The organism is Suttonella sp., assembly GCF_056855035.1.
In genome coordinates this window covers 1-21794 of record NZ_JBXGGR010000111.1, presented here as the reverse complement: position 1 = coordinate 21794, position 21794 = coordinate 1, and the positions used below count along the sequence as shown (strand labels likewise).

The 21794-nt window shown below is 52.3% G+C and carries 23 protein-coding genes; 22 read left to right on the top strand and 1 reads right to left on the bottom strand.

The features are described 5' to 3' along the window. Window positions 1-88 precede the first annotated feature (88 nt). From ACJHVI_RS09830 to ACJHVI_RS09725, 22 genes are all read left to right on the top strand, one after another. Window positions 89-328 (top strand): hypothetical protein, encoded by a 240-nt coding sequence (locus tag ACJHVI_RS09830; protein WP_483184550.1) that lies wholly within the window; start codon window positions 89-91, stop codon window positions 326-328. Further along, window positions 328-1191 carry a methylenetetrahydrofolate reductase [NAD(P)H] gene (metF, locus tag ACJHVI_RS09825; RefSeq protein ID WP_483184548.1) on the top strand — a complete coding sequence of 288 codons (864 nt, stop codon included), beginning with the start codon at window positions 328-330 and terminating at the stop codon, window positions 1189-1191. The genes ACJHVI_RS09830 and metF overlap by 1 nt, the downstream gene beginning before the upstream one ends. Continuing rightward, complete coding sequence (gene murJ / locus ACJHVI_RS09820; protein ID WP_483184546.1) at window positions 1191-2726, top strand: murein biosynthesis integral membrane protein MurJ; 1536 nt, start codon at window positions 1191-1193, stop codon at window positions 2724-2726. The genes metF and murJ overlap by 1 nt, the downstream gene beginning before the upstream one ends. 1 nt (window position 2727) lies before the next feature. Beyond that, the gene (locus tag ACJHVI_RS09815) at window positions 2728-4614 is read left to right on the top strand and encodes an autotransporter assembly complex protein TamA (RefSeq protein WP_483184544.1); all 1887 of its coding nucleotides are present in this window, start codon (window positions 2728-2730) and stop codon (window positions 4612-4614) included. Next, window positions 4614-8762, top strand: coding sequence for a translocation/assembly module TamB domain-containing protein (locus tag ACJHVI_RS09810; RefSeq protein WP_483184543.1), 4149 nt, complete (start codon window positions 4614-4616; stop codon window positions 8760-8762). Before ACJHVI_RS09815 ends, ACJHVI_RS09810 begins: the two co-directional genes overlap by 1 nt. Before the next feature lie 9 nt (window positions 8763-8771). After that, window positions 8772-9218: an EVE domain-containing protein gene (locus tag ACJHVI_RS09805; RefSeq protein ID WP_483184541.1), complete on the top strand. Its 447-nt coding sequence runs from the start codon at window positions 8772-8774 to the stop codon at window positions 9216-9218. 31 nt (window positions 9219-9249) lie between these two features. Continuing rightward, on the top strand, window positions 9250-10062 hold the full coding sequence (locus ACJHVI_RS09800) for an ABC transporter ATP-binding protein (RefSeq protein WP_483184540.1): 813 nt from the start codon (window positions 9250-9252) through the stop codon (window positions 10060-10062). Further along, on the top strand, window positions 10059-10805 hold the full coding sequence (locus tag ACJHVI_RS09795; protein WP_483184539.1) for an MlaE family lipid ABC transporter permease subunit: 747 nt from the start codon (window positions 10059-10061) through the stop codon (window positions 10803-10805). The genes ACJHVI_RS09800 and ACJHVI_RS09795 overlap by 4 nt, the downstream gene beginning before the upstream one ends. Window position 10806: 1 nt before the next feature. Beyond that, on the top strand, window positions 10807-11622 hold the full coding sequence (mlaD, locus tag ACJHVI_RS09790; RefSeq protein WP_483184538.1) for an outer membrane lipid asymmetry maintenance protein MlaD: 816 nt from the start codon (window positions 10807-10809) through the stop codon (window positions 11620-11622). A gap of 10 nt (window positions 11623-11632) precedes the next feature. Beyond that, on the top strand, window positions 11633-12229 hold the full coding sequence (locus ACJHVI_RS09785) for an MlaC/ttg2D family ABC transporter substrate-binding protein (RefSeq protein ID WP_483184537.1): 597 nt from the start codon (window positions 11633-11635) through the stop codon (window positions 12227-12229). Between the two features lie 2 nt (window positions 12230-12231). Next, window positions 12232-12531: an STAS domain-containing protein gene (locus ACJHVI_RS09780; RefSeq protein WP_483184536.1), complete on the top strand. Its 300-nt coding sequence runs from the start codon at window positions 12232-12234 to the stop codon at window positions 12529-12531. Continuing rightward, window positions 12512-12739: a BolA/IbaG family iron-sulfur metabolism protein gene (locus ACJHVI_RS09775; RefSeq protein ID WP_483184535.1), complete on the top strand. Its 228-nt coding sequence runs from the start codon at window positions 12512-12514 to the stop codon at window positions 12737-12739. The genes ACJHVI_RS09780 and ACJHVI_RS09775 overlap by 20 nt, the downstream gene beginning before the upstream one ends. Continuing rightward, window positions 12739-13995 carry a UDP-N-acetylglucosamine 1-carboxyvinyltransferase gene (gene murA, locus ACJHVI_RS09770; RefSeq protein ID WP_483184534.1) on the top strand — a complete coding sequence of 419 codons (1257 nt, stop codon included), beginning with the start codon at window positions 12739-12741 and terminating at the stop codon, window positions 13993-13995. The genes ACJHVI_RS09775 and murA overlap by 1 nt, the downstream gene beginning before the upstream one ends. Further along, on the top strand, window positions 13976-14641 hold the full coding sequence (gene hisG, locus ACJHVI_RS09765) for an ATP phosphoribosyltransferase (protein WP_115217671.1): 666 nt from the start codon (window positions 13976-13978) through the stop codon (window positions 14639-14641). The genes murA and hisG overlap by 20 nt, the downstream gene beginning before the upstream one ends. Beyond that, window positions 14642-15943, top strand: coding sequence for a histidinol dehydrogenase (hisD, locus tag ACJHVI_RS09760; RefSeq protein WP_483184533.1), 1302 nt, complete (start codon window positions 14642-14644; stop codon window positions 15941-15943). Beyond that, on the top strand, window positions 15906-17006 hold the full coding sequence (gene hisC, locus ACJHVI_RS09755) for a histidinol-phosphate transaminase (RefSeq protein WP_483184564.1): 1101 nt from the start codon (window positions 15906-15908) through the stop codon (window positions 17004-17006). The genes hisD and hisC overlap by 38 nt, the downstream gene beginning before the upstream one ends. After that, entirely contained in the window at window positions 16993-17736 is a 744-nt protein-coding gene (locus ACJHVI_RS09750; protein WP_483184532.1) for a Nif3-like dinuclear metal center hexameric protein, read from the top strand. The genes hisC and ACJHVI_RS09750 overlap by 14 nt, the downstream gene beginning before the upstream one ends. Window positions 17737-17874: 138 nt before the next feature. Further along, window positions 17875-18510, top strand: a complete 636-nt coding sequence (gene petA / locus ACJHVI_RS09745) for a ubiquinol-cytochrome c reductase iron-sulfur subunit (RefSeq protein WP_483184531.1) — start codon at window positions 17875-17877, stop codon at window positions 18508-18510. Then, window positions 18503-19762 (top strand): cytochrome b, encoded by a 1260-nt coding sequence (locus ACJHVI_RS09740; RefSeq protein WP_483184530.1) that lies wholly within the window; start codon window positions 18503-18505, stop codon window positions 19760-19762. Before petA ends, ACJHVI_RS09740 begins: the two co-directional genes overlap by 8 nt. A 1-nt stretch (window position 19763) precedes the next feature. Further along, on the top strand, window positions 19764-20522 hold the full coding sequence (locus ACJHVI_RS09735; protein ID WP_483184529.1) for a cytochrome c1: 759 nt from the start codon (window positions 19764-19766) through the stop codon (window positions 20520-20522). Window positions 20523-20539: 17 nt separating this feature from the next. Next, window positions 20540-21190, top strand: a complete 651-nt coding sequence (locus ACJHVI_RS09730; protein ID WP_483184528.1) for a glutathione S-transferase N-terminal domain-containing protein — start codon at window positions 20540-20542, stop codon at window positions 21188-21190. Window positions 21191-21195: 5 nt separating this feature from the next. After that, window positions 21196-21606, top strand: a complete 411-nt coding sequence (locus tag ACJHVI_RS09725; protein ID WP_483184527.1) for a stringent starvation protein B — start codon at window positions 21196-21198, stop codon at window positions 21604-21606. A 61-nt stretch (window positions 21607-21667) separates the two neighbouring features. Here the strand turns inward: ACJHVI_RS09725 and ACJHVI_RS09720 are convergent, their stop codons facing one another. Further along, on the bottom strand, window positions 21668-21781 hold the full coding sequence (locus tag ACJHVI_RS09720; RefSeq protein ID WP_483184563.1) for a hypothetical protein: 114 nt from the start codon (window positions 21779-21781) through the stop codon (window positions 21668-21670). Window positions 21782-21794 lie beyond the last annotated feature (13 nt).

Sequence of the window (21794 nt, the reverse complement as noted above, 5' to 3'; positions counted from 1 at the left end):
GCTCGGCATATTTTGCCCTTGGCAGATGAAAGGCGTTTATCGAGATGCTATAATTTTCGTTTCTTTCACAATGAAACAGGATATATCTATGAGAGGATTGCTTTCTATGCTGGCGGTTTTCGTCTTACTCAGCGCTTGTGCAACATTTTCATCTGATAAGCATAAGCTTTATGAAGTGCGCATGATGAATGGCGATTCTCTTTACACGCGCAGCAAACCGAATTTGGATGCCGACGGTTATTACCGCTTCGATGATGTGGATAATCAGCACTACATCATCAATGAAAATCTCGTGCTGTTTATCGAGCCCAGCGAGTTTGCCAAATAATGTCGGACAATCATCGCAAGCGCCGCATTCCCGTACCGATCAGTTGTGAATTTTTTCCTACCGCCACCGAGCAGGGCGGGGAAAATTTAGCGAAGGTGCGGCGTGCTTTAGCCGTTTTTGACTGCGAATATTTTTCGGTCACTTACGGCGCCGGCGGCGGCACGCAAGAGCGTACGTTAAAATTGGTGCGGCGTATTTGCGAAGAGGGCGAGCGTCCCGTGATGCCGCATTTGACCTGCATCTCGGCGACTTATGCCGAACTCGAAGCCCTCTTGGATACTTATCAATCGATGGGCATCAAACGCTTATTGGCTTTGCGCGGCGATGTGCCGCCTGGCAGCTTTTATATGGGCGAATTGGACAGCGCGGCGGATTTGGTGCAGCTTGTGCGCAAAAAATGGGGCGATACGGCGCATATTGTCGTGGCGGCGTATCCTGAAAAACATCCGCGCGCCAAAACCCCGCGCGATGATTTGGAAACCTTGAAAATCAAATCCGAAGCGGGAGCGAATGAGGCGGTTACGCAATATTTCTTTAATGCCGACGCTTTTTTGCGTTTTCGCGACGAGGCTTGCGCGATGGGAATTGAGATACCCTTGGTGCCGGGGATTATGCCGATTACCAATTACCGCCAATTAGCCCGTTTTTCCGATGCCTGCGGCGCGGAATTGCCGCGTTGGATTCGCAAACGTTTGGAAGCCTATGAACATGATATCGAGGCTTTGCAATTATTCGGCACGGAAGTGGTGGCGTCTTTATGCGAACGTCTCGTGAAAGAAGGGGCCCCGGCTTTGCATTTTTATTCGATGAACCGTTCGGAAGCTATTTTAGCCATAGGGCGCGCTTTATCTTGGATTGAGTGATGGCGCGCAGTATCGGGCGTTCTTCTTTGGTATTTGCGGCAATGACGCTGATTTCGCGCGTCTTGGGTTTATTGCGCGATATCTTGGTCGCGCGCTATTTCGAAGCCGGCATTACCGATCCCTTTTTTGCCGCCCTGCGCATTCCCAATACCTTGCGGCGTTTTTTTGCCGAAGGCGGCTTTGCCAATGCCTTTGTGCCGGTTTTTTCCGCGACCAAGGCGGAAAATCCGGAGCAGTTAAAAGATTTGCTGCGCCATACCGGCGGCACCTTGCTGGGTTTTTTGCTGGCGATTACCGCCGTCGGCGTGATTTTTTCAGGCGCGATTATTTATGCGGTTGCCAACGGATTAAGCGCCAAACCTGAGCAGTTTGTATTAGCGGAGCAGATGCTGCGGATTATGTTCCCTTATATCCTGCTGGTTTCTTTAACCGCGATGGCGGGCGGCGTGCTGAATACTTACGGACGTTTCGCCATTCCTGCGCTGACGCCGGTCTTGCTCAATATCGCTTTGATTAGCGCCTGCCTGTGGCGCGCCTATCGGGGCGAGGCGGGCGATGCCGGCATGGAATTGGCTTGGGCGGTCTTAATCGGCGGCATTTTGCAGCTGGTCTTGCAATTGCCCTTTTTATACCGCTTGGGCTTATTGGTTATGCCCAAATGGGGTTGGAAACATAGCGGCGTGCGCCGCATTTTGCGTTTGATGCTACCGACTTTATTCGGCTCTTCCGTCGGTCAGTTAACGATTTTAGTCAATACGTTTCTTGCTTCGCATTTGCTCACGGGCAGTATTTCTTGGCTTTATTATACCGACCGCATGGTGGAATTGCCGATTGCCCTCATCGGCGTGGCATTGGGCACGGTCATTCTGCCCAAATTAAGCGCGCTGAAAGCCCTTGATGACGAACGGCGTTTCGCCTATACACTGGATTGGGCTTTGCGTTGGGGTATTTTAGTCGGCTCTGCCGCCTCGCTGGGTTTGACTGTTTTGGCGCCCTCGATTTTAGCCACGCTCTTTTACGGCGGTGAATTTACGGCACAAGATTTATTGATGACGACCTTAAGTCTGCGCGCCTACGGCATTGCCGCCGTGTTTTTGATTTTAGTCAAAGTCTTGGCGCCGGCTTTTTATGCCCGCCATGATACGCGCACGCCGGTACGCGCCGGCATTTGCGCGATGGCAGCGAATTTGCTAGCCGCGATTGTTCTAAGCCGTTTTTACGGCCATGTGGGCTTGGCAGCCGCCAGCGCCTTGGCGGCGGTGGTTAATGTCGGCTTATTGCTGTATTTCCTGTGGCGGCAGGGGATTAGAATTAAAACCGCCTCTCTGGGCTTTGTGTTGAAACTGCTGGCGGCGAATGCGGCGATGGGATTGTGCCTGCTGTATTTGCAGGGCGAAGCCGAGCAATGGCTGGAATGGACGCGCTTCGAGCGTCTGTGGCATTTGCTGCTTTTAATCGCTGTCGGTATGATGACCTACTTTGTCGCGCTCTATGCCTTAGGCGTGCGCAAACAACAGTTTATTTTAGGAGAATAATATGCGTATTTGCTTGCTAACGGCTTTGGGTTTAAGCACCGCCGCTTCTTTCGCGCAGCAACCTTTGTTTCACATCGCCGCTCCTGAAGCAATGGCGGCGGCAGAACAAGCAAATCTCGGGCAAAGTTCGGCAGCCGAGTCGAGCCAATCGCTGGGCGATGCGCAGATTGACGCCCTGCAAGGTTTGACGCTTACGGAAATCCGCATTTTAGGTATTGAAGATGAAAAGCAATTGAACAATGCCGAAGTCTTTTTGGGCTTAAGCCGCGTGAAAGACGAAGCGATTAGCCAGCCCGCCTATGTGAATTATCTGATTGACAACGGCGCCAAAGAAATCGCCTTATCCCAGCAGCCTTTCGGCTTTTACCAAAGCGAAGTGCGCAGCGAGCGCCATATTCAGGAAGGCAATTTGATTGTGACTTATCACGTCAATCTCAATGCGCCGACCACTATTCGTGCCGTGGAAGTCAATGTCAGCGGTATGGCGGCGGATGATCCCGAGTTTCAGCAATTATTGGCGGAAAACCCTTTCCGCGAGGGCGAAGTCTTAAGCCATGAGCAATACGAGACCTATAAAGCGCGCTTTTTGGAATTGGCGGTAGCGCGCGGCTATTTTGACGGACAATTCACCAGCAATGTGGTGAAGGTCAACACCGATACCCAAAACGCCGACATCGCCCTATTTTATGACAGCGGGCAGCGTTTCGATTTCGCCAATGTCAGCTTTACGCCGGCAGTAGATAAAGACGGAAGCGCCGCGCCGATTCCTTTGGACGAAGACTTGCTGCAACGCTTCGTGCAATTCCAAGCCGGGCAGGCGTATTCGGCGGAAGAAGTCGAGCAATTTCAGCATGATTTGCAGGGCAGCGGCTACTTTAAACAAGTCTTGGTCGGCGGGCGTCCGGATGCGCAGAGCAAAACCGTGCCGGTGGAAGCGCAATTGACCATGAACAGCAATAAACGCTATTTGTTCGGCATCGGCTATTCCACCGACAGCGGCGTGCGCGGCAAAATGGATTTTGACTGGCGCTGGGTCAATTCGCGCGGACATACGTTCTCCAGCAGTCTTTATGCCTCGCAAAAACAAAGTTCTTGGGGCAATATTTATCGCATTCCGGCGGCAAATCCCACCACCGACTACTATTTCCTGCGTTTTGGCGGCTGGATTAAAGAAGACGATTACGACACCAAACGCGGCTTTATCGAAGGCGGCTACAATTGGCGCAAAGACCAATGGGAATACCGTATTTCCGGCACTGCCGCCTATGACAAATTCTCGATCGGTAACGATCGCGGCGAAATCGTGCTGACCTATCCGCAATTCCAAGCCACTTACACTTCTACCGACAACCGCCTCAACCCTGATAGCGGCTTTCAGGCGCGGATTGGCGTCTTAGGCGGCATCGAGGGCGTCGGTTCGGACGTCAATTTTGCCCAAGCCAATGTGAATTTCCGCTATATTCAATCCTTAAACGCGCAAAACCGCCTGACCTTCCGCTTTGACAGCGGCAGCACATGGACGGACGATTTCCACCGCCTGCCGCCGAGCTTGCGCTATTTCGCCGGCGGCGATCGCAGCGTGCGCGGCTATGCCTATGAAAAAATCGGCAGCTACGACAGCAGTGGCGATAATATCGGCGGACGGCATTTATTGGTCGGCAGCGTGCAATATGAATATTTCTTCAAGCCGGATTGGGCGGTAGCGGCATTCGTCGATGCCGGCGATGCCTTTAATAACAATCCTAAAGCGCATATCGGCGCGGGACTGGGGCTGCATTGGCGGTCTCCTGTCGGACCGATTAATATCGACCTTGGACACGGCTTTGATAAAGACGTCGGCGATAATTTCCGCCTGCATCTCACGATTGGGGCGGAACTGGATCTCTAATGCGTTTTCTTCTTAAAAGTCTGAAATGGCTGTTCTTAACGATTTTACTGTTGGCGCTGCTATGTGCGGCGCTGGCGTTTTATTTGCTCGGCACGCAAAGCGGCTACCGCCAAGTGCCGAAATTGCTGAATCAATTCACGCCTTTTCAGCTAACTTACGAGACTTTAGAAGGCAAATTATGGGGTAGGCAGCAATGGCGCAATCTGCATCTGACTGGTCCTGAGGGTTTGGATTTTCGCGCCGAAGCCTTAATCATCGATTTTGCCGGCAATGAATTGTTCGGCAAACGTCTGCATCTGCCGCTTCTGCAATTAAGCCGCAGTACCTTGCAATTGCCGCAGGGCGATAATTCCCCTTCGGAAGAAAAAAAACATGCTCCGCTTGAGGCATTGCCGGAAATTCAGTTGCCGCTGCAAATTGATATTGATGCTCTGCGCCTCAGCGAATTGGAGATACGGCAGGGGCAAGAGGAAATCATCACGATTCATGATGTGCAAGGCGCCTTGCACGGACAAGACAGTGCGCTGGAATTGACCTTACACAGTGCTTTGAGTCAGGGCAAAACGGCGGACGCGCCCGCTGCTTTTGCGGCGACGGCGGATGTGAGCGGCAATCTGCGCTTAAGCGGCGCCTATCCGCTGACACTCAAAGGCGAGGCACAATTGCAATTGCCTGAAAAAGCGCCGCAAGAATTTGCCTTGGAGATCGGCGGCAGCCTCTTGCAGCCCGCATTGCGCCTGCAGGCGAAAGGTTGGCTGCAAGCCTTGATGGAAGGTACGGCGGATATGGATTTGACGGTGAAGACTTTAACAAGCGAATTACATTGGCAAGATATTGCTTTGTCGGAGCAAGGTATTGAAATTCCGCAGGGAAATATCGCATTATCAGGAGCTTTTGAAGATTTGCATCTGGCGCTTGAAAGTCAAGTGCAGGGCAAAGATATTCCCACTCTGAAGGTAAGCGGCAATGCCCATCTTTCGCCGCAGGCGCTGCGCGATGTGCATCTGCTCGTCAATGCCTTAGGCGGCAGCATCGATTTGCAGGGCTTTGCCGAATTTGGCGAGGGTCTGAATTGGCAGGCGGATTTGCGGGTGCAAAACTTGGATGCGCGGCAATACGATGCCGAACTGGATGCGGCATTGAGCGCGCATATTCATACGCAGGGGCAGCAAAGCGCCGCTGCACCGCTGTCGGCGGATTTTGCGATTGCGCAGTTGAGCGGACATTGGCAGCAGCATCCGATTGCCGGCAGCGGCGATGTGCGGATTGAGGGCAGCGATATTCATGTGCGCGACCTGCTTTTGAATTTGGCGGATAACCGCGTGGCGGTGAACGGACAAGTCAATGCGCAGGAAATTGATGTGCAGGCCGAGATTGATGCCACAGCCTTGGGACGCCTGCTGCCGAATATCAGCGGCGCGGTGCAAGGTAAATTAGACTTAAGCGGCGCAGTCGACAATCCTGTCATTCAAGCGGATTTGCAGTGGAAAGATTTGCTGGTACGGGACAATAAGGAAACATTAGTGCAATCTTCTGCCGGCGCCGTTCAAGCGCAGGGCAATATGCAGGATTTACGCTTAACATTGCAAGGCAAGGCGCAGGGGCGCGATTTTCCTGCCTTAGATATGGCAGGCTCTGCCGTATTGGCGCAATTACAGGCGGTCAAAGACATTGATCTTGTCGTCAATACCATGGAAGGTAAGGTCGCTTTAACAGGAGAGGCGGCTTTTGCGCCTGAGATTGCTTGGGACGTGGCGGCCACGTTGGAGCGCCTGCGTCCGAAATATTATTTGCCCGATATGCAAGCGCAAATTAGTGCGCAGCTGCAAGCCACAGGCGGTATCGATGCGCAGGGCAATCTGCATACGCAGGCGGATTTGCGCGATTTGAGCGGTACTTGGCAGGGCCAGAAACTGGTGGGCGCTTTAACAGCGCAAGTGCAGGGCAGCACAGTCAAACTCGAATATATGGACGTGCAGGTCGGCGATAACCGTGTAAGCGGTCAGGCACAATTGCAGGAACAAGCCTTACAGGGCGATATTGAGTTGCAGGCGCTGAATTTGGCGCAGCTGCATCCGCAATTGCGCGGCGTGCTGCGCGGCAGTCTCAATGCCGGCGGCAGTACCCAGTCGCCTGTATTGAAAGCGAATCTTAAAGGCGAGCAATTGGCTTTTGCCGATAATCGCGTGGCGGCGGCGGAAATTGTCTTGGATACGGGCTTGCAGGCAGGCGCGGCTTTTAATAATCAGATTGTCTTAAGCGGTATTGAAGCGGCAGGGCAGAAATGGTCGGCTTTGCGCTTGGATACCCAAGGGGCGTATCAAGAGCATCGCTTGGCGCTGAAAAGCGAAGGCGGCGAATATAATCTGAATCTGCAGGCGGTAGGCGGCTTTAGCGCTCTTGATGCTTGGGCGGGGCAGGTAAATCAATTGGAGGCGCAGGTGCAGGATTTGCGCTGGCAGCTGCGCCGTCCGATGCAGATTGCCGTATCGCCGCGCGAGGTGTCTGTGCGCGATGCCTGTCTGGCGGATCAATATTCGGCGTTTTGCCTGAATCTGGCGCATCAAGAACAAACTTCAATCGATTATGCGATTGATCAAATCGACCCGCGCAGTTTTGCGCCCTTTATCCCCGAGAATGTCAAATTAGAAACCCTGCTCAAAGGCGAGGGCAAATTGACGATTAACGCTCAGGGTGCGATTCGCGGTCAGGCGGATTTGCGCTTAACGCCGGGCAAAATCACGGCGCAAGTGGAAGGGCAGCCGCCGATTGTGCTGAAGTTGAAAGAAGCGGTGCTGAATACCCAATTTAACGAACAGCGCAGCCGCAGTCTGCTCAATATCGATTTTAGCGATACCGGCAATGTGCGCGCCGATGTGGGCATCAGCAATTTCCAAAATCCGCAAATAAGCGGCGAATTGGCGCTTTCCATTCCCGATATCGGCAAATTCCAGCACTTTATTCCGCAGGTTTCCGAATTAAAAGGACGCGTGCAGGGCGATTTGCAATTTTCAGGTCCTCTCAGCCAGCCGCAGGCCAGCGGCGAGCTGCGTTTGGAAAACGGCGCGCTGCAAATTCCCGAATACGCCACGGATTTGAACAATATCCGCCTGCGTCTGTCTGCCCGCCGCGACGGCAATATCGATATCGACGGGAATATCGGCACCCCAAAGGGCAGTCTGCAGGCGGACGGTCTGCTGCGTCTGCAGCCCTTAAACCTTAATCTGAAACTCAACGGCAAAGATATGCTGCTGGCGAATTCCAAACAAATGCGGGTGCTGGTTACACCGCGTTTCGATATCCGCATCGACCCCGACAGCGGCGTGAATGTCAAAGGCGATGTTCTGATTCCCGAAGCCAATATTGCCATCCCCGATATGCGCAGCGCGGTAGGTATATCCGAAGACGTCGTGATTGTGAATAATCAGACCAAAGACGACAAGCCTTATGTCGCCCCTGCCGGCTCGCCGCTGCAGGCCGATATCGCCGTACGTTTGGGCGATAAAGTGTTTTATAAAGATCCGAACATGAGTATCCGTCTGATGGGCGCGATTGATGTATTGGTGCGTCCTGCGCAGCCGATTCGCGGACGCGGGCGGATTGAAGTGGCGAACGGACATTACGAATTCTATGGTCAGGAGCTCAATATCAAGCGCGGCTGGGTAACGTTTTCCGACGATATTAGCAATCCTTCGATTGACATCATCGCCATGCGCGAAGTGGATGATGTGGAAGCCGGCGCGCGGATTAGCGGTAGCGTGAAAAGAATGCGTTTGGATTTGACATCCGACCCCGCCATGCCCGATTCGGCGGTCTTGTCCTATCTGATTTTCGGACGCGCGCCCGACAGCGCTACCGACAGCACCGCCTTATTGCAAACGGCGGCGGCGATTGGTACCAAAGGACTGTTTCCTGACGATTTGGCGCAGAAAACCGGCTTGGACGTCTTCGATTTGGGCGTAGGCGGGCTTAAAGCCGGCAAATATCTGATGGAAGATTTGTATGTGGGCATGAAATCGGATTTCTTTTCGGGGCTGACGCAATTTTTAGCGCGTTACCAAATTACCGACCGCCTGAGCGTCGAGGCTTCGTCTTCGCAGCGCGACGGCAATGCGGTGGATATGATTTATGAATTTGAAACGGATTAGGGGCGGCGGATGAATTACTGGCTGATGAAAAGCGAGCCGCAGAAATTTTCCTTACAGGATTTGCAGGCGCGACCGCAGCAGACCGAACCTTGGGACGGAGTGCGCAATTATCAGGCGCGCAATTATCAGGCGCGCAATTATCTGCGCCAAATGGCGGTGGGTGATCTGGCGTTTTTTTATCATTCCAACAGCAAGCCTTCGGGCATTGCTGGCATTATGAAAATTGTGCGCGCCGCCTATCCGGATGACACGCAATTTGATCCGCAAAGCTATAAATACGATCCGCGTTCGCGTCCGGAGCGACCGATTTGGGATTTGGTGGACGTGCAATTGGTACGCGCTTTTACGGAGCTGCTGCCCTTGGCGGCTTTGCGGGCAGAACCGTCTTTGGCGGAAATGATGCTGCTGCGCAAGGGTAATGGCCTCTCGATTACGCCCGTGCAGGCGGCGGAATGAGAAACCATTGTGGCAATGGCAGGGCAGGCAGATGACTGAAGCCGTGATTGAATTGAAAAACGTCTGTTTCTATCGCGGCAAACGCGCGATTTTCAAGCAGCTGAATCTCAGCATTCCTGCCGGCGAGATGATTGCCGTGATGGGACCTTCCGGCACCGGCAAAACCACCTTGATGCGGCTGATTACCGGTCAATTGGCGCCGCATCGCGGCGAGGTTATCGTTTTCGGGCAAAATTTGGCGGATTTGTCGCGCCGACAATTGATGCAGTTGCGCCGCCGCATGAGCATGATGTTCCAATCCAATGCCTTATTCAGCGATTTGACGCTGGGCGAAAATATTGCTTTTCCTCTGCGCGAAGTCTTGAATTTGCCGCCTGAATTGATTGCCATCATGGTGGAGATGAAATTGCAAACGGTAGGCTTGGGCGGTGCGGCGGATTTGATGCCGGCGCAATTATCCGGCGGTATGGCGCGGCGTGCCGCTTTGGCGCGCGCGATGGCAATGGATCCGCAATTAATGATTTATGACGAACCTTTTGCCGGTCAAGACCCGATTACGCTGGGCGTATTAAGCCGCCTGCTGCGCAATTTTCATCAGGCATTGGGCATGACGAGCCTAATCGTCAGCCATGATGTGGCGGAAGTCAGCCGTATTGTCGATAGAATCCTGCTGCTCTCCGGCGGCAACATCTTGGCTTTCGATAGTCCCGATGCTTTGTATAGCAGTGAAGATCTCTTAATCGCGCAATTTATGCACGGCAAGGCGGACGGGCCGATTCCCTTCGATTATCCCACCGCAGAGGATTATCGCAGCCGCCTGCTCGGCAAGGAGAGTAAACGATGAAATGGCTGTTTGCCCTCGGCAACTTTAGCCTGTTTGCGCTGCGCCTGTTGCGCCATAGCATGATGCTGTGGCGGCGTCCCTTGGCATGGCTGCGCGCCGTGTATCAGGCGGGCGTTTTGTCTTTGCCGATTATCGTGGTGTCGGGTTTGTTTGTCGGTATGGTCTTGGCTTTGCAGGCCTATGTGAATATGGCGACCTTCGGCGCGGAAACTGCTACCGCTACTTTAGTAGCTTTGGCATTGATGCGCGAATTGGGCTCGGTGGTCAGCGCTTTGCTTTTTGCCGGACGCGCCGGCTCGGCGATTACGGCGGAAGTCGGTTTGATGAATACGACCGAGCAATTGGCTGCCATGGAAATGATGGGTATCGAGCCGCTGGCACAGGTCGGCGTACCGCGTTTTTACGGCGCTTTGCTTGCCATGCCTTTATTGGCGATAGTCTTTGTGGCGGTGGCGATGCTGGGCGCCTATATGGTCGGGGTCTGGCATTTGGGCTTGGACGGCGCGATGTTTTGGGCGCAATTGCAGCGCGGGGTGGATTTTTATCACAATCTCTTTTTGGGCGTTGTGGTCAAATCCTTTGTCTTCGGCGCTTTATGTGCGGCAATCGCGGTGCATCAGGGCTTTGTCGCGCCGCCGACCGCGCAGGGTTTGGCGAATGCGACCACGCGTACGGTGGTATTATCTTCTTTGGCGGTATTGGCAGCGGATTTCTTGCTGACCGCAATGATGTTTGGAATGTGAGATGAAAAATCAAAAAACAATCACGATAGCGGTTGGCGCATTTGTTTTCTGCGCCCTGATCGGTTTATTCTTTTTAGGCTTTAAAGCCAGCAGCTTGGGTAGTTTCCGTCCGCAGAACGTGTATCAAATCCGCGCCAATTTCGGCGATGTCAGCGGTTTGAGCAAGAATGCGCAGGTTAGTTTGGCGGGCGTGCAAATCGGACGCGTGGGCGAGATTAGGCTCAATTTAGAACGCAATGAAGCAGAGGTTTTGCTCAATATCGATGGCGCGGTGCGGCTGCCTGCCGACAGCGCGGCGCAGATTCTGACTTCAGGTTTGCTGGGCGAACGCTATATCGGCATCAGCTTGGGCAGCAGCAGCGAAACGCTCAAAGACGGCGATACTTTGCGCCGCACCGGCGGGGCTTTGGTACTGGAGAAAGCTTTGCAGCAATTTATGGGCGGCAAGGGCGGTTTTTATCCGGAGAAGTCTTATCATGTGACAGCGCGTTTCAGCGATGTCAGCGGTTTGAATCTTGATGCGCCGGTAACCCAATCGGGGGTGCAAATCGGGCGCGTGAGCGCGATTCGCTTGGAGCAGCAGAGTTTCCAAGCGGTCGTAGAGATGGAAATTGCCGCGGAATACGGGCATATTCCTTTTGACAGCAGCGCCGATATTGTCAGCAGTAGTTTGCTGGGCGGCAAATATGTGGCGATTAGCGTCGGCGGCGACAGCCAAGTCTTGACAGACGGTGATGAATTTCAATTCAGCAATTCATCTGTGGTGTTGGAGCGTGTGATTCAACAGTTTATTAGTAATATGACAATGAAACAGTAAGAGAGGGAAAATGAAAAAGTTTCTATTAGCCAGTGTTTTAGCCGCAGTGAGCGGAGTCGTGTTCGCTCAAGCGACATCGGAAGGCGCAAAAGCGATGATTGAAAGCCAATCCAGCGAGATTTTGCAGGAATTGCGCGCCAATCAGGCGACTTATCAAGGCAATCCGGCGGCATTCAATCAGTTTATTAACAGCCGCGTGGCGCCGAGTCTGGCCTTTGACCGCATGGCGGAAATTGCGCTGGGGCGGCATTTGCAGGCGGTACGCGATGCGGGCAAATTCGAGGCCTTTAGTGCCGCTTTCCGTGAGCTTTTGATTCGCGTGTATTCCAAAAGCTGGACGCAGTACACCAATGCGCAAATCACGATTTTAGGCTTGCCGACGGTGGACAAATACAACCGCGCCCGCGTACGCGCGCAAATCAAAGACAATGCGGGCAAGCAGCATGCGATGGAGTTCGCCCTGTGGTATGACGGCGGCGTATGGAAACTCTACGACGCCACTTTTTCTAATATTTCTTTGATTAGCGGTTATCGCAACACTTTCGATACCGAGATTCAGAAAAACGGCGTTGATGCCTTAATCGGCAAAATGCGCACGATGGAATAAGCGTGTTTGCCGACATCAGCGACGGCTGCCTGCGCTTGCCTAAGCGTCTGTGCGCACAGACATTGGCGGGGCAGGATTTTTCCCAAGCCCCTGTCTTGCCGGCGCAATTGCTGGTGGATGCCCAAGCCTTGCGCGATTGCGACAGCGCCGGCATCGCCGCCTTATTATGGCTGCTGCGTCATGGGCGGCAGCAGGCGGTTCGGATTGTCTGGCAGGGTTTTTCGCCGCAGTTGCAACAACTGCTGCATTTATATGATGTAGATACACAAGGATTATTAAGCGATGCAAGAGCAGCTAATTGAAGCACGGATTCGTGCCGCTTTGGGCGATGACGCCCAGATTGAACTCTCCACTTTTGACGGCGTGCATTATTCGGCGGTGGTCAAGGCGAAAGCCTTTGCCGGTCATTCCCGCCTTGAGCAGCACCGCATGGTCATGAAAGCCTTGGAAGATGTGATTAGCAGTAATGAGGTGCATGCCCTGCAACTTAAAACGCAGGTGCCCTCATAATGGAGCAACTCAAAATCATCGGCGGCAAACGCTTGGAAGGCGAGATTGCGATTAGTGGTGCGAAAAATGCGGTATTGCCGATTCTCGCTGCGACCTTATTGGTGGAAGGCGAAACCGTGATTGACAATGTGCCGCGTTTGCGCGACGTGCATACCTTAATCGAGGTTTTGAAGGCGATGGGCGCCAAGGCGGCGTTTACCGATGAGAATCAGGTAACCGTCGATGCCAGCCATATCGACAATCCCGTTGCGCCTTATGAATTGGTCAGAACCATGCGCGCCAGCGTCTTGGTACTTGGGCCTTTATTGGCGCGTTTCGGTGAGGCGAAAGTGTCTCTGCCGGGCGGTTGTGCAATTGGTGCGCGTCCTGTGGATCAGCACATCAAAGGCATGCGCGCTTTGGGCGCGGAAATCGATATTGAAGAAGGCTATATCCATGCCAAGGGTAAATTAAGCGGACAGCGTTTCGTGATGGACGTCGTTACCGTAACCGGCACGGAAAATATTCTGATGGCGGCGGTTTTGGCAAAGGGTACGACGATTTTGGAAAATGCGGCGCGCGAGCCGGAAGTTAGCGATTTGGCGCATTTGCTCAATGCCATGGGCGCGAAAATCAGCGGTATCGGCACGGCGACCTTGACCATCGAAGGGGTGGAAAAATTGCATCCGGTGCGCTATTCCACTTTGCCCGATCGGATTGAAACCGGCACGCATCTGATTGCCGCCGCCGTTACGGGCGGACATTTGCTGCTGCGCCGAACCACGCCGACTTTCCTTGAAGCGGTATTGGAAAAATTAGAAGCGGCGGGCAGTCTGATTAAGCGCGGTACAGATACGATTGAAATCGATCACAGCAACCGTCCTTTAAAAGCCGTGAGCATTCGTACTGCGCCGTATCCGGCTTTTCCCACCGATATGCAGGCACAATTTATGGCATTGAATTGTCTGGCGGAAGGAGCGGCGACAATGGTGGAAACCATTTTTGAGAACCGCTTTATGCATGTGCCGGAATTAAGCCGCATGGGCGCGGATATTTTTGTCGAAGGGCATACTGCGACCACGCGCGGCGTGGCGAAATTAAGCGGTGCACCGGTTATGGCAACCGATTTGCGCGCATCCGCCTGCTTGGTTATTGCCGCCTTGGCCGCCGAGGGTGAAACCCTCATTGACCGCATTTATCATTTAGATCGCGGCTATGACGGTATCGAGAAAAAATTGCGCGCCGTAGGAGCAGACATTGAACGCATCCGCAGTTAAGCCCAATCAGGGGCAGGATATCGTCATCGCTCTATCTAAGGGCAGAATTTTGCAGCAGACTTTGCCTTTGCTGGCGGCGGCGGGCATTTCGCCGCTGGAAAACATCAGCGAGAGCCGCAAATTGATTTTTCCCACCACGCTGGAAAATGTGAAATTGCTGGCGGTGCGCCCTTCGGATGCGCCGACCTATGTCGAATACGGCGCGGCGGATTTCGGTATTGCGGGCAAAGACGTCTTGCTGGAATCGGATTGCCAGAATTTATTGGAAATGGTGGATTTGCAGATTGCCGCCTGCCGTTTGATGGTGGCGGTTAAGCAGGGGCAGTCTCTGCCTGCGCAGCATATCCGCGTGGCAAGCAAATATGTGCGCAGTGCGAAGAATTATTTCGCCGCGCAGGGGCGGCAAGTCAGCGTGATTAAACTCTACGGTTCGATGGAATTAGCGCCTTTGGTCGGTCTGGCGGATTGCATCGTCGATTTGGTGGATACGGGCAAAACCCTGCAAGCCAACGGCTTGGAAGCGGTGGAAACGGTGTGCGAAATCAGTTCGCGCCTGATTGTCAACCGCGCGGCTTTCAAGCTCAAACAGGCGCAGCTTGCCCCGATTATTCAAAGCATTGAACAAGCGGCACACAAAGGAAGATAAATGGAGATTCGCAGATTAGACAGTCGGGCGGAGGATTTTGCTCGAGCGATGCAAGATTTGCTGGCGCAGAGCAGCGTCAGTCAAGACCAAGTCAGTACGCGTGTGGCGGACATCATCCGCGATATTCGCGCGCGCGGCGATGCCGCTTTATTGCATTATGCTGCCGCTTTGGACGCGACAGAAGTCGATGATGTACGGCAATTACGCCTGAGTGCGGAGACTTTGCGAGCCGCTTGGGAAGGCTTGGATGCGCCAACCCAAAAAGCCTTGCAAACTGCGCATGACAATGTGGCGGAATACGGCGAACGGCAGAAATTGCAGGATTGGTCTTATACCCGTCCCGATGGCAGTATCTTAGCGCAGCAAGTGCGTCCGCTGGACAGCGTGGGTATCTATGTGCCGGGCGGTAAAGCGGCTTATCCATCGTCCGTGATTATGAACGCGGTGCCGGCGAAAGTGGCGGGCGTGGCGAGAATCGTGATGGTCGTTCCCACGCCGGGCGGGGTGGCGAATTCTTTGGTTTTGGCAAGCGCTTATTTATGCGGCGTCGATGAGGTCTGGACAATCGGCGGTGCGCATGCGGTCGCTGCTTTGGCTTACGGTACGCAAAGCCTTGCGGCGGTGGATAAAATTACCGGTCCGGGCAACCGCTATGTGGCGGAAGCCAAACGACAGGTTTTCGGGCAGGTGGGAATCGACATGATTGCCGGCCCTTCCGAAGTAGTGATTATTGCGGATGATACGGCGCAGGCGGATTGGATTGCCGCCGATCTCTTTGCCCAAGCCGAGCATGATGAAATGGCGCAATCGATTTTGCTGACGCCGTCGGCGCAACTGGCGGATCGTGTGCAGAAAAGCATCGCCAAATTGCTGCCGCAGCAGGCACGCGCGGCGATTATCGAGCGTTCTTTGGCAGACCGTGGCGCGCTGATTGTCTGTGAAGACATCGCCGAATGTATTGCTTTATCGAATCATATTGCGCCCGAGCATTTGGAATTGATGTTTGAGCAAGCGGCGGATTATGTGCCGCATATCCGCCATGCCGGCGCGATTTTTGTCGGCGAGCATTCCAATGAAGTGTTCGGCGATTATTGCGCCGGTACGAATCATGTTTTGCCGACCTCGCGCAGCGCACGTTTCGCTTCCGCTTTAGGCGTCTACGATTTTCAAAAACGCAGCAGCATCTTGCAATTATCCCGTGCGGCGGCAGAGCAGCTCAGCCCGATTGCCGAACATCTTGCCAAAGGAGAGGGTTTATTTGCGCATGCTTTATCCGCGCAATTGCGGGGCGGCGATGCATAAAGAGGCGATTTTTAGTCCGGCGGTCTTAGGCAGCAAAGCCTATGCGGTGGCGGAAGTGCCGGCGGATATGCTTAAATTGGACGCCATGGAAGCGCCGCAGGATTTTCCTGCGCATTTGCGCGAGGCTTGGTTGCGTACTTTGGCGGATGTGCCTTTAAACCGCTATCCGCCGGCACGCGATTTAGTTTTGGAAGCGCAATTGCGCCGCGTATTCGGCATTGATGATAACTATGGTCTGCTCTTGGGTAACGGTTCCGACGAGCTGATTCAAATCTTATTGATGGCTTTACGCAAAGATGCTGTGGTGCTTGCGCCGGCGCCGACTTTTGTCATGTACCGCATCGTATGCGATTGGCTAGGGCTGCGTTATCGCAGTATCGACGTACTGCCGGATTTTTCACTGGATATGCCGGCGATGTTGGCGGCGATTGCACAGGAACAGCCGGCGCTGATTTTTCTGGCTCAGCCGAATAATCCCACCGGCAAAGCCTATCCCGAAGCGGATATACGCCGCATTGCGGAAGCGGCGCAAGGATTGGTCGTTATTGACGAAGCCTATTTGGCTTTTAGCGAAGGCAGTATGCAGGCGCTGTTGGCGGAATATGATAATCTGCTGATCTTGCGTACTTTATCCAAAACCGGTTTTGCAGGACTACGTTTCGGCTATTTGTTCGGTGCTAGAGAATGGACGGTGCAATTGGATAAAGTGCGCCCGCCTTATAATGTGAACGTGCTGACGCAGGCAAGCATCTTGTTTGTTTTGCAGCATTATGAGGAAATTGCCGCCCAAGCAGCGCTAATCAAGCAGGAACGCGCCGCTTTTTGTGCCGCTTTGGACGGCTTGAGACATTGCAGGTATTGGCCGTCGCAGGCGAATTTTGTCGTCTTGCGTACGCCGAATGCCGATGCTTGGTTTGCGCAATTGAAAGAGCGGGGGATTTTAGTTAAAAATCTGCACGGTGCGCATCCCTTGTTAGCTGATTGTCTGCGTTTAACGATCAGTCGGGCGCAGGATAATCGGCTCTTGTTCAAAGCCTTGGAGGAATTTGATGCACAGCAATGAATTATTGAGCGCGCTGGATGATTTTTTTCAAAGCGACAAAATCAAAGATTATGCGCCCAACGGTTTGCAAATCGAGGGTAAAAAAGAAATTCGCCGCATTCTGACGGCGGTCAGCGCCTCGCAAGCCGCGATTGAAGCGGCGATTGACTATCAGGCGGATGCTTTATTTGTCCATCACGGCTATTTTTGGAAAGGCGAAGCGCCGCAATTGACAGGGATTAAATATCAACGCATCAAAGCCTTGCTGGCGCATGATATCAATCTGATTGCCTACCATTTGCCGCTGGATCTGCATCCGCAAGTGGGCAACAATGCTTTGTTCGGACAAGCCTTGGGCGTGCAGAACATTCGCCAATCCGAGCAGGAAAAATTGCTATGGCATGGCGACATCGCCGACTCATCCGCCGAGGAATTGCAGGCGCGGATTAGTCGGGTGCTGCGGCGTCCTGCGCAAATGGTCGGCAGTATCGGTGCACCGATTCGGCGTATTGCTTGGTGCACGGGGGCGGCGCAAGATTATTTGGCATTGGCGGCACAAGAAGGCGCGCAGGCTTTTTTGAGCGGCGAATATGCCGAACGCACTTTCCATGAAGCCCATGAATGGCACATCGGCTATTTTTCATGCGGACATCATGCGACGGAGCGTTTCGGCGTTGAGGCAATGACGGAGCGTTTTCGTCTGGATTATGCTTTGGAAAGCCGTTTTTTTGATGAGGACAACCCTTTTTAGCAGGAGGAATAAGCTAAAATTTGTGTGGGCAAACAAATTCTTCTTAATGAATGTTTGCTAATTTTCAGATGGTCTTTATAATAGATTATTGGCAATATAGCCGTATTGATCATCGCAATCGATGCGCGGAGAATTATCATGAGTAATGTTTCATCTTTAGAGCCGGTTTATGATCCGACTCAGAGACCGGAAAATCCGGCTCGCCGCAAGATGCTGATTGCTGCCTCAACAGGTGCAACAGCCGTCGGCGCAGGATTTGTCGCGGTTCCTTTTTTAGCCAGTTGGCTGCCGAGCGAGCGAGCAAAAGCCGTCGGTGCGCCGGTGGTGGTGGATATCACAAAATTAGCCGACGGTGCTTTGCAAACCGTCTTATGGCAGGGCAAAGTGGTGTATATCCTGCGCCGTACCCCTGAAATGGTGCAATCCTTGGCTGAGGCGGCGCCCAGTTTGCGCGATCCTGATTCTGCAGAATCCGTACAGCCGGAATACGCCAAAAATACTTACCGCTCAATACGCGAAGACGTAATCGTCATGCTCGGCGTATGCACGCATTTGGGCTGCGCGCCGATGTTGCAAAGCAAAGAGCAGGGGCGTGCCGCGCGCGGCGACAATTCATGGGTAGGCGGTTTCTTCTGTCCTTGTCATGGTTCTTTATTCGACTATGCAGGGCGCGTATTCAAAGGGGTTCCGGCGCCAATCAATCTGCCTGTGCCGCCTTATCATTTCACAAGCGATAATGTCGTTGTCGTAGGCGAGGAGGCAAGCAATGGCTAAGGTAATTAACCCGCATAAAACCACGGGATTCTTAGGTTGGATTGACGATCGTTTTCCGCTTACCGTATTGTGGAAAAATGAAATGTCGGAATACTATGCCGCCAAAAACTTCAATGTATGGTATGTGTTCGGCGTTTTGTCGATTGTCGTTTTGGTCAATCAATTGCTTACAGGTATTTGGTTGGCGATGTTTTACAAGCCTAGCGCGGCAGAGGCTTTCGCTAGCGTCGAATACATTATGCGCGATGTGCCTTATGGCTGGCTGATTCGCTATATGCACTCGACAGGGGCTTCCGCCTTCTTCGTAGTGGTCTATCTGCATATGTTCCGCGGATTGATGTACGGTTCTTACCGCAAACCGCGCGAATTGGTTTGGCTGTTCGGCTGCCTGATTTTCCTATGCTTGATGGCGGAAGCCTTCATGGGTTATCTGCTGCCTTGGGGACAAATGTCTTATTGGGGTGCGAACGTCATTATCTCGCTTTTTAGCGCCATTCCTTTAGTCGGCGATGCGATTGTGACCTTTGTGCAAGGCGATTTCTATATCTCTGACGCCACATTGAACCGCTTCTTCTCTATGCACGTCATTTTGATTCCTTTGGTCTTAGTGATGCTGGTAGCGGCACATATTATTGCCTTGCATGAAGTCGGCTCGCTCAATCCGGACGGCATCGAAATCAAAGAACATAAAGCGCCTAACGGCATTCCTTTGGACGGCGTGCCTTTCTATCCGCATTTGGTCACGAAAGACTTGGTGGCATTAGGCGTATTCCTGTTTATTTTTGCAGGCGTGATTTTCTATATTCCCGAAATGGGCGGCTATTTCCTCGAGCATGCGAATTTCGAACCCGCGAATGCGCAAGTTACTCCCGAGCATATTGCGCCGGTATGGTATTTCGGTGCTTTCTACTCGATTTTGCGTGCCATGACTTGGGATTGGTTCGGCGTGCCGGCAAAACTGTGGGGCGTAATCGCGATGTTCGGCGCGGTGTTTATGATTTTCCTTCTGCCTTGGTTAGACCGTTCGCCGGTGAAATCCATTCGCTATAAAGGTCCGATTTTTAAAGCGGCGTTGGCGATTTTCACCTTTGCATTTATCGTGCTGACCTATTTGGGTACGCAATCGCCGACAAATGCGGTAAAACTATGGGCGCAATGGATGACTTTAGTCTATTTCGCATTTTTCTTGCTGATGCCAATTTACAGCAAGATGGACAAAACTAAACCAGTTCCACAAAGGGTGCGTTACTAATATGAATATCAAAAAAATATTACTCACGCTACTTGGCGTGACCATAATCGGACAGGCAATGGCGGCAGGTGGCGGCGGTTATCCGCATGAATCCTTTACTGCCAATATCAATGACCAGCAATCTTTGCAGCGCGGCGCGCGTTACTTTGTCAATTTTTGCGCCGGTTGTCATGGCTTGGAGTTTCAACGCTATAACCGCACGTTCAAAGATTTAGGCATCGATCCTAAAGTCGGCGAAGAAAATCTGATTTTCACAGGCGCCGGTGTCGTTGAACAAATGCACAGCGCGATGCAAAAAGAAGAGGGGGCGAAGTGGTTAGGCACGGCGCCGCCGGATTTATCGCTGACTGCCCGCGCTAAAACAGGACAGTATGTGTATAACTATCTGCTGGGCTTTTATGTGGACGACAGCCGCCCATTAGGCTTTAACAACTCGGTCTTCCCGGGGGCGAGCATGCCTAATCCGCTCTGGCAATTCCAAGGTCTGCAAACGCCGGTCTATGAAGAGCATGAAAGTTGCATTGACGGACAATGTTCGACTACGAAAGAAATCGCCGGTTTTGACTTGATTCAAACAGGTAGCATGAGTCCGGGAGAATATAAGCAGTTGTCTTACGATATTGCCAATTTCTTAACTTATGTCGCTGATCCTTCAGCGCTCAATCGTGCGGCAATGGGACCTTGGGTGCTATTGTTCATGGTCTTATTAACAATCGTGTTCTATTTCCTCAAGCGGGAATATTGGCGAGATATTAAATAATCAGGTACAGACATTTCATGAGTATTGTCAGTCAAAAACGCGGTGGGCTTGCTCTGGTGAGCAGCCCCAAACATATTTCAAGTCATCGCATCCGTTTAGTCAGTTATGCCAAAGATTTGGAAATTGATTACATTGAAGTGGATGCTGATAATTTGCCGGAAGACTTATTGGAAATTAATCCGAGCGGTCGTCTGCCGACTTTGTTTGATCGGAATTTGGTTCTGATTAATGATCGCGTGATTTCCGAATATTTGGACGAGCGTTTTCCGCATCCGGCGCTGATGCCGATTGAAGCGGAATTGCGGGCGAAAATCCGTTTGTTCGGTTTGGAAATCGAGGCGCAATGGTATGATTTGGTCAATCAGTTGGAGCATGAGAAACTCAGCCCTGCCAAGAAAAAAGCGTATCAAAAGACTTTGCGTGAGCAGATTGTTCAGTTCTCGCCGATGATAAAAAACAGCCATTATATTATCGGTCAGGAATTGTCTTTATTAGATTGCTGCATTTTGCCTGTCTTATGGCGTTTGCAGCATTTGGAAATCGATTTGCCGAAAAATGCCTTTACGCAATCCCTGTTTAAATATATGGATTTCCATTTCAAACAGGAATATTTCAAAAAGGCTTTGTCTAAATATGAGGCGGGATTGCGTCCCGAATATGCGCTATGACGCAAATGAGCGACCAAAAGCCTTATCTCTTGCGCGCCATTTATCAATGGCTGGTAGATAATGACTGCACGCCGCATTTAATCATTGCTTATCCGAATAAAGGTTGGGTGAGCGGAGTGCCGGAGCATCTGCTGCAAGATGAGCAGTTGGTGCTCAATATTTCCCCTAGCGCTTCGCCTGATTGCCAAATCGAGAACGATGCGGTGTATTTTAGTACGCGTTTTTCAGGGCAGCCGCATCGGGTTGCAGTAGCAATGCCGGCGATTGCCGCCTTATTGGCACGCGAGAATAATCAGGGCTCTTGGTTTGAATTGGCGCCCGATGTGGCGGAAGGTCCGAAGAATTCCCCGATAACAGAGGAAAAGAAAGCGACTGCCGATAAACCCAAAGCCAGTCATTTAAAAATTGTCAAATAAGCGGCCTTGCCGCTTTTTTTATTACTGTGGTGCTAAAGTAAGGGCGATATAGTCAAAGAAATCAAAAAGAGTTACAAATCCACAGGAAGTAAAAGAATAGTTTATCGATGCAATCTAAGCGCCAATCCTTGCGTTTACGTTTAAGCCAAGCCCACATTTTCTCGATTGGGTTCAGATCCGGACTGTAT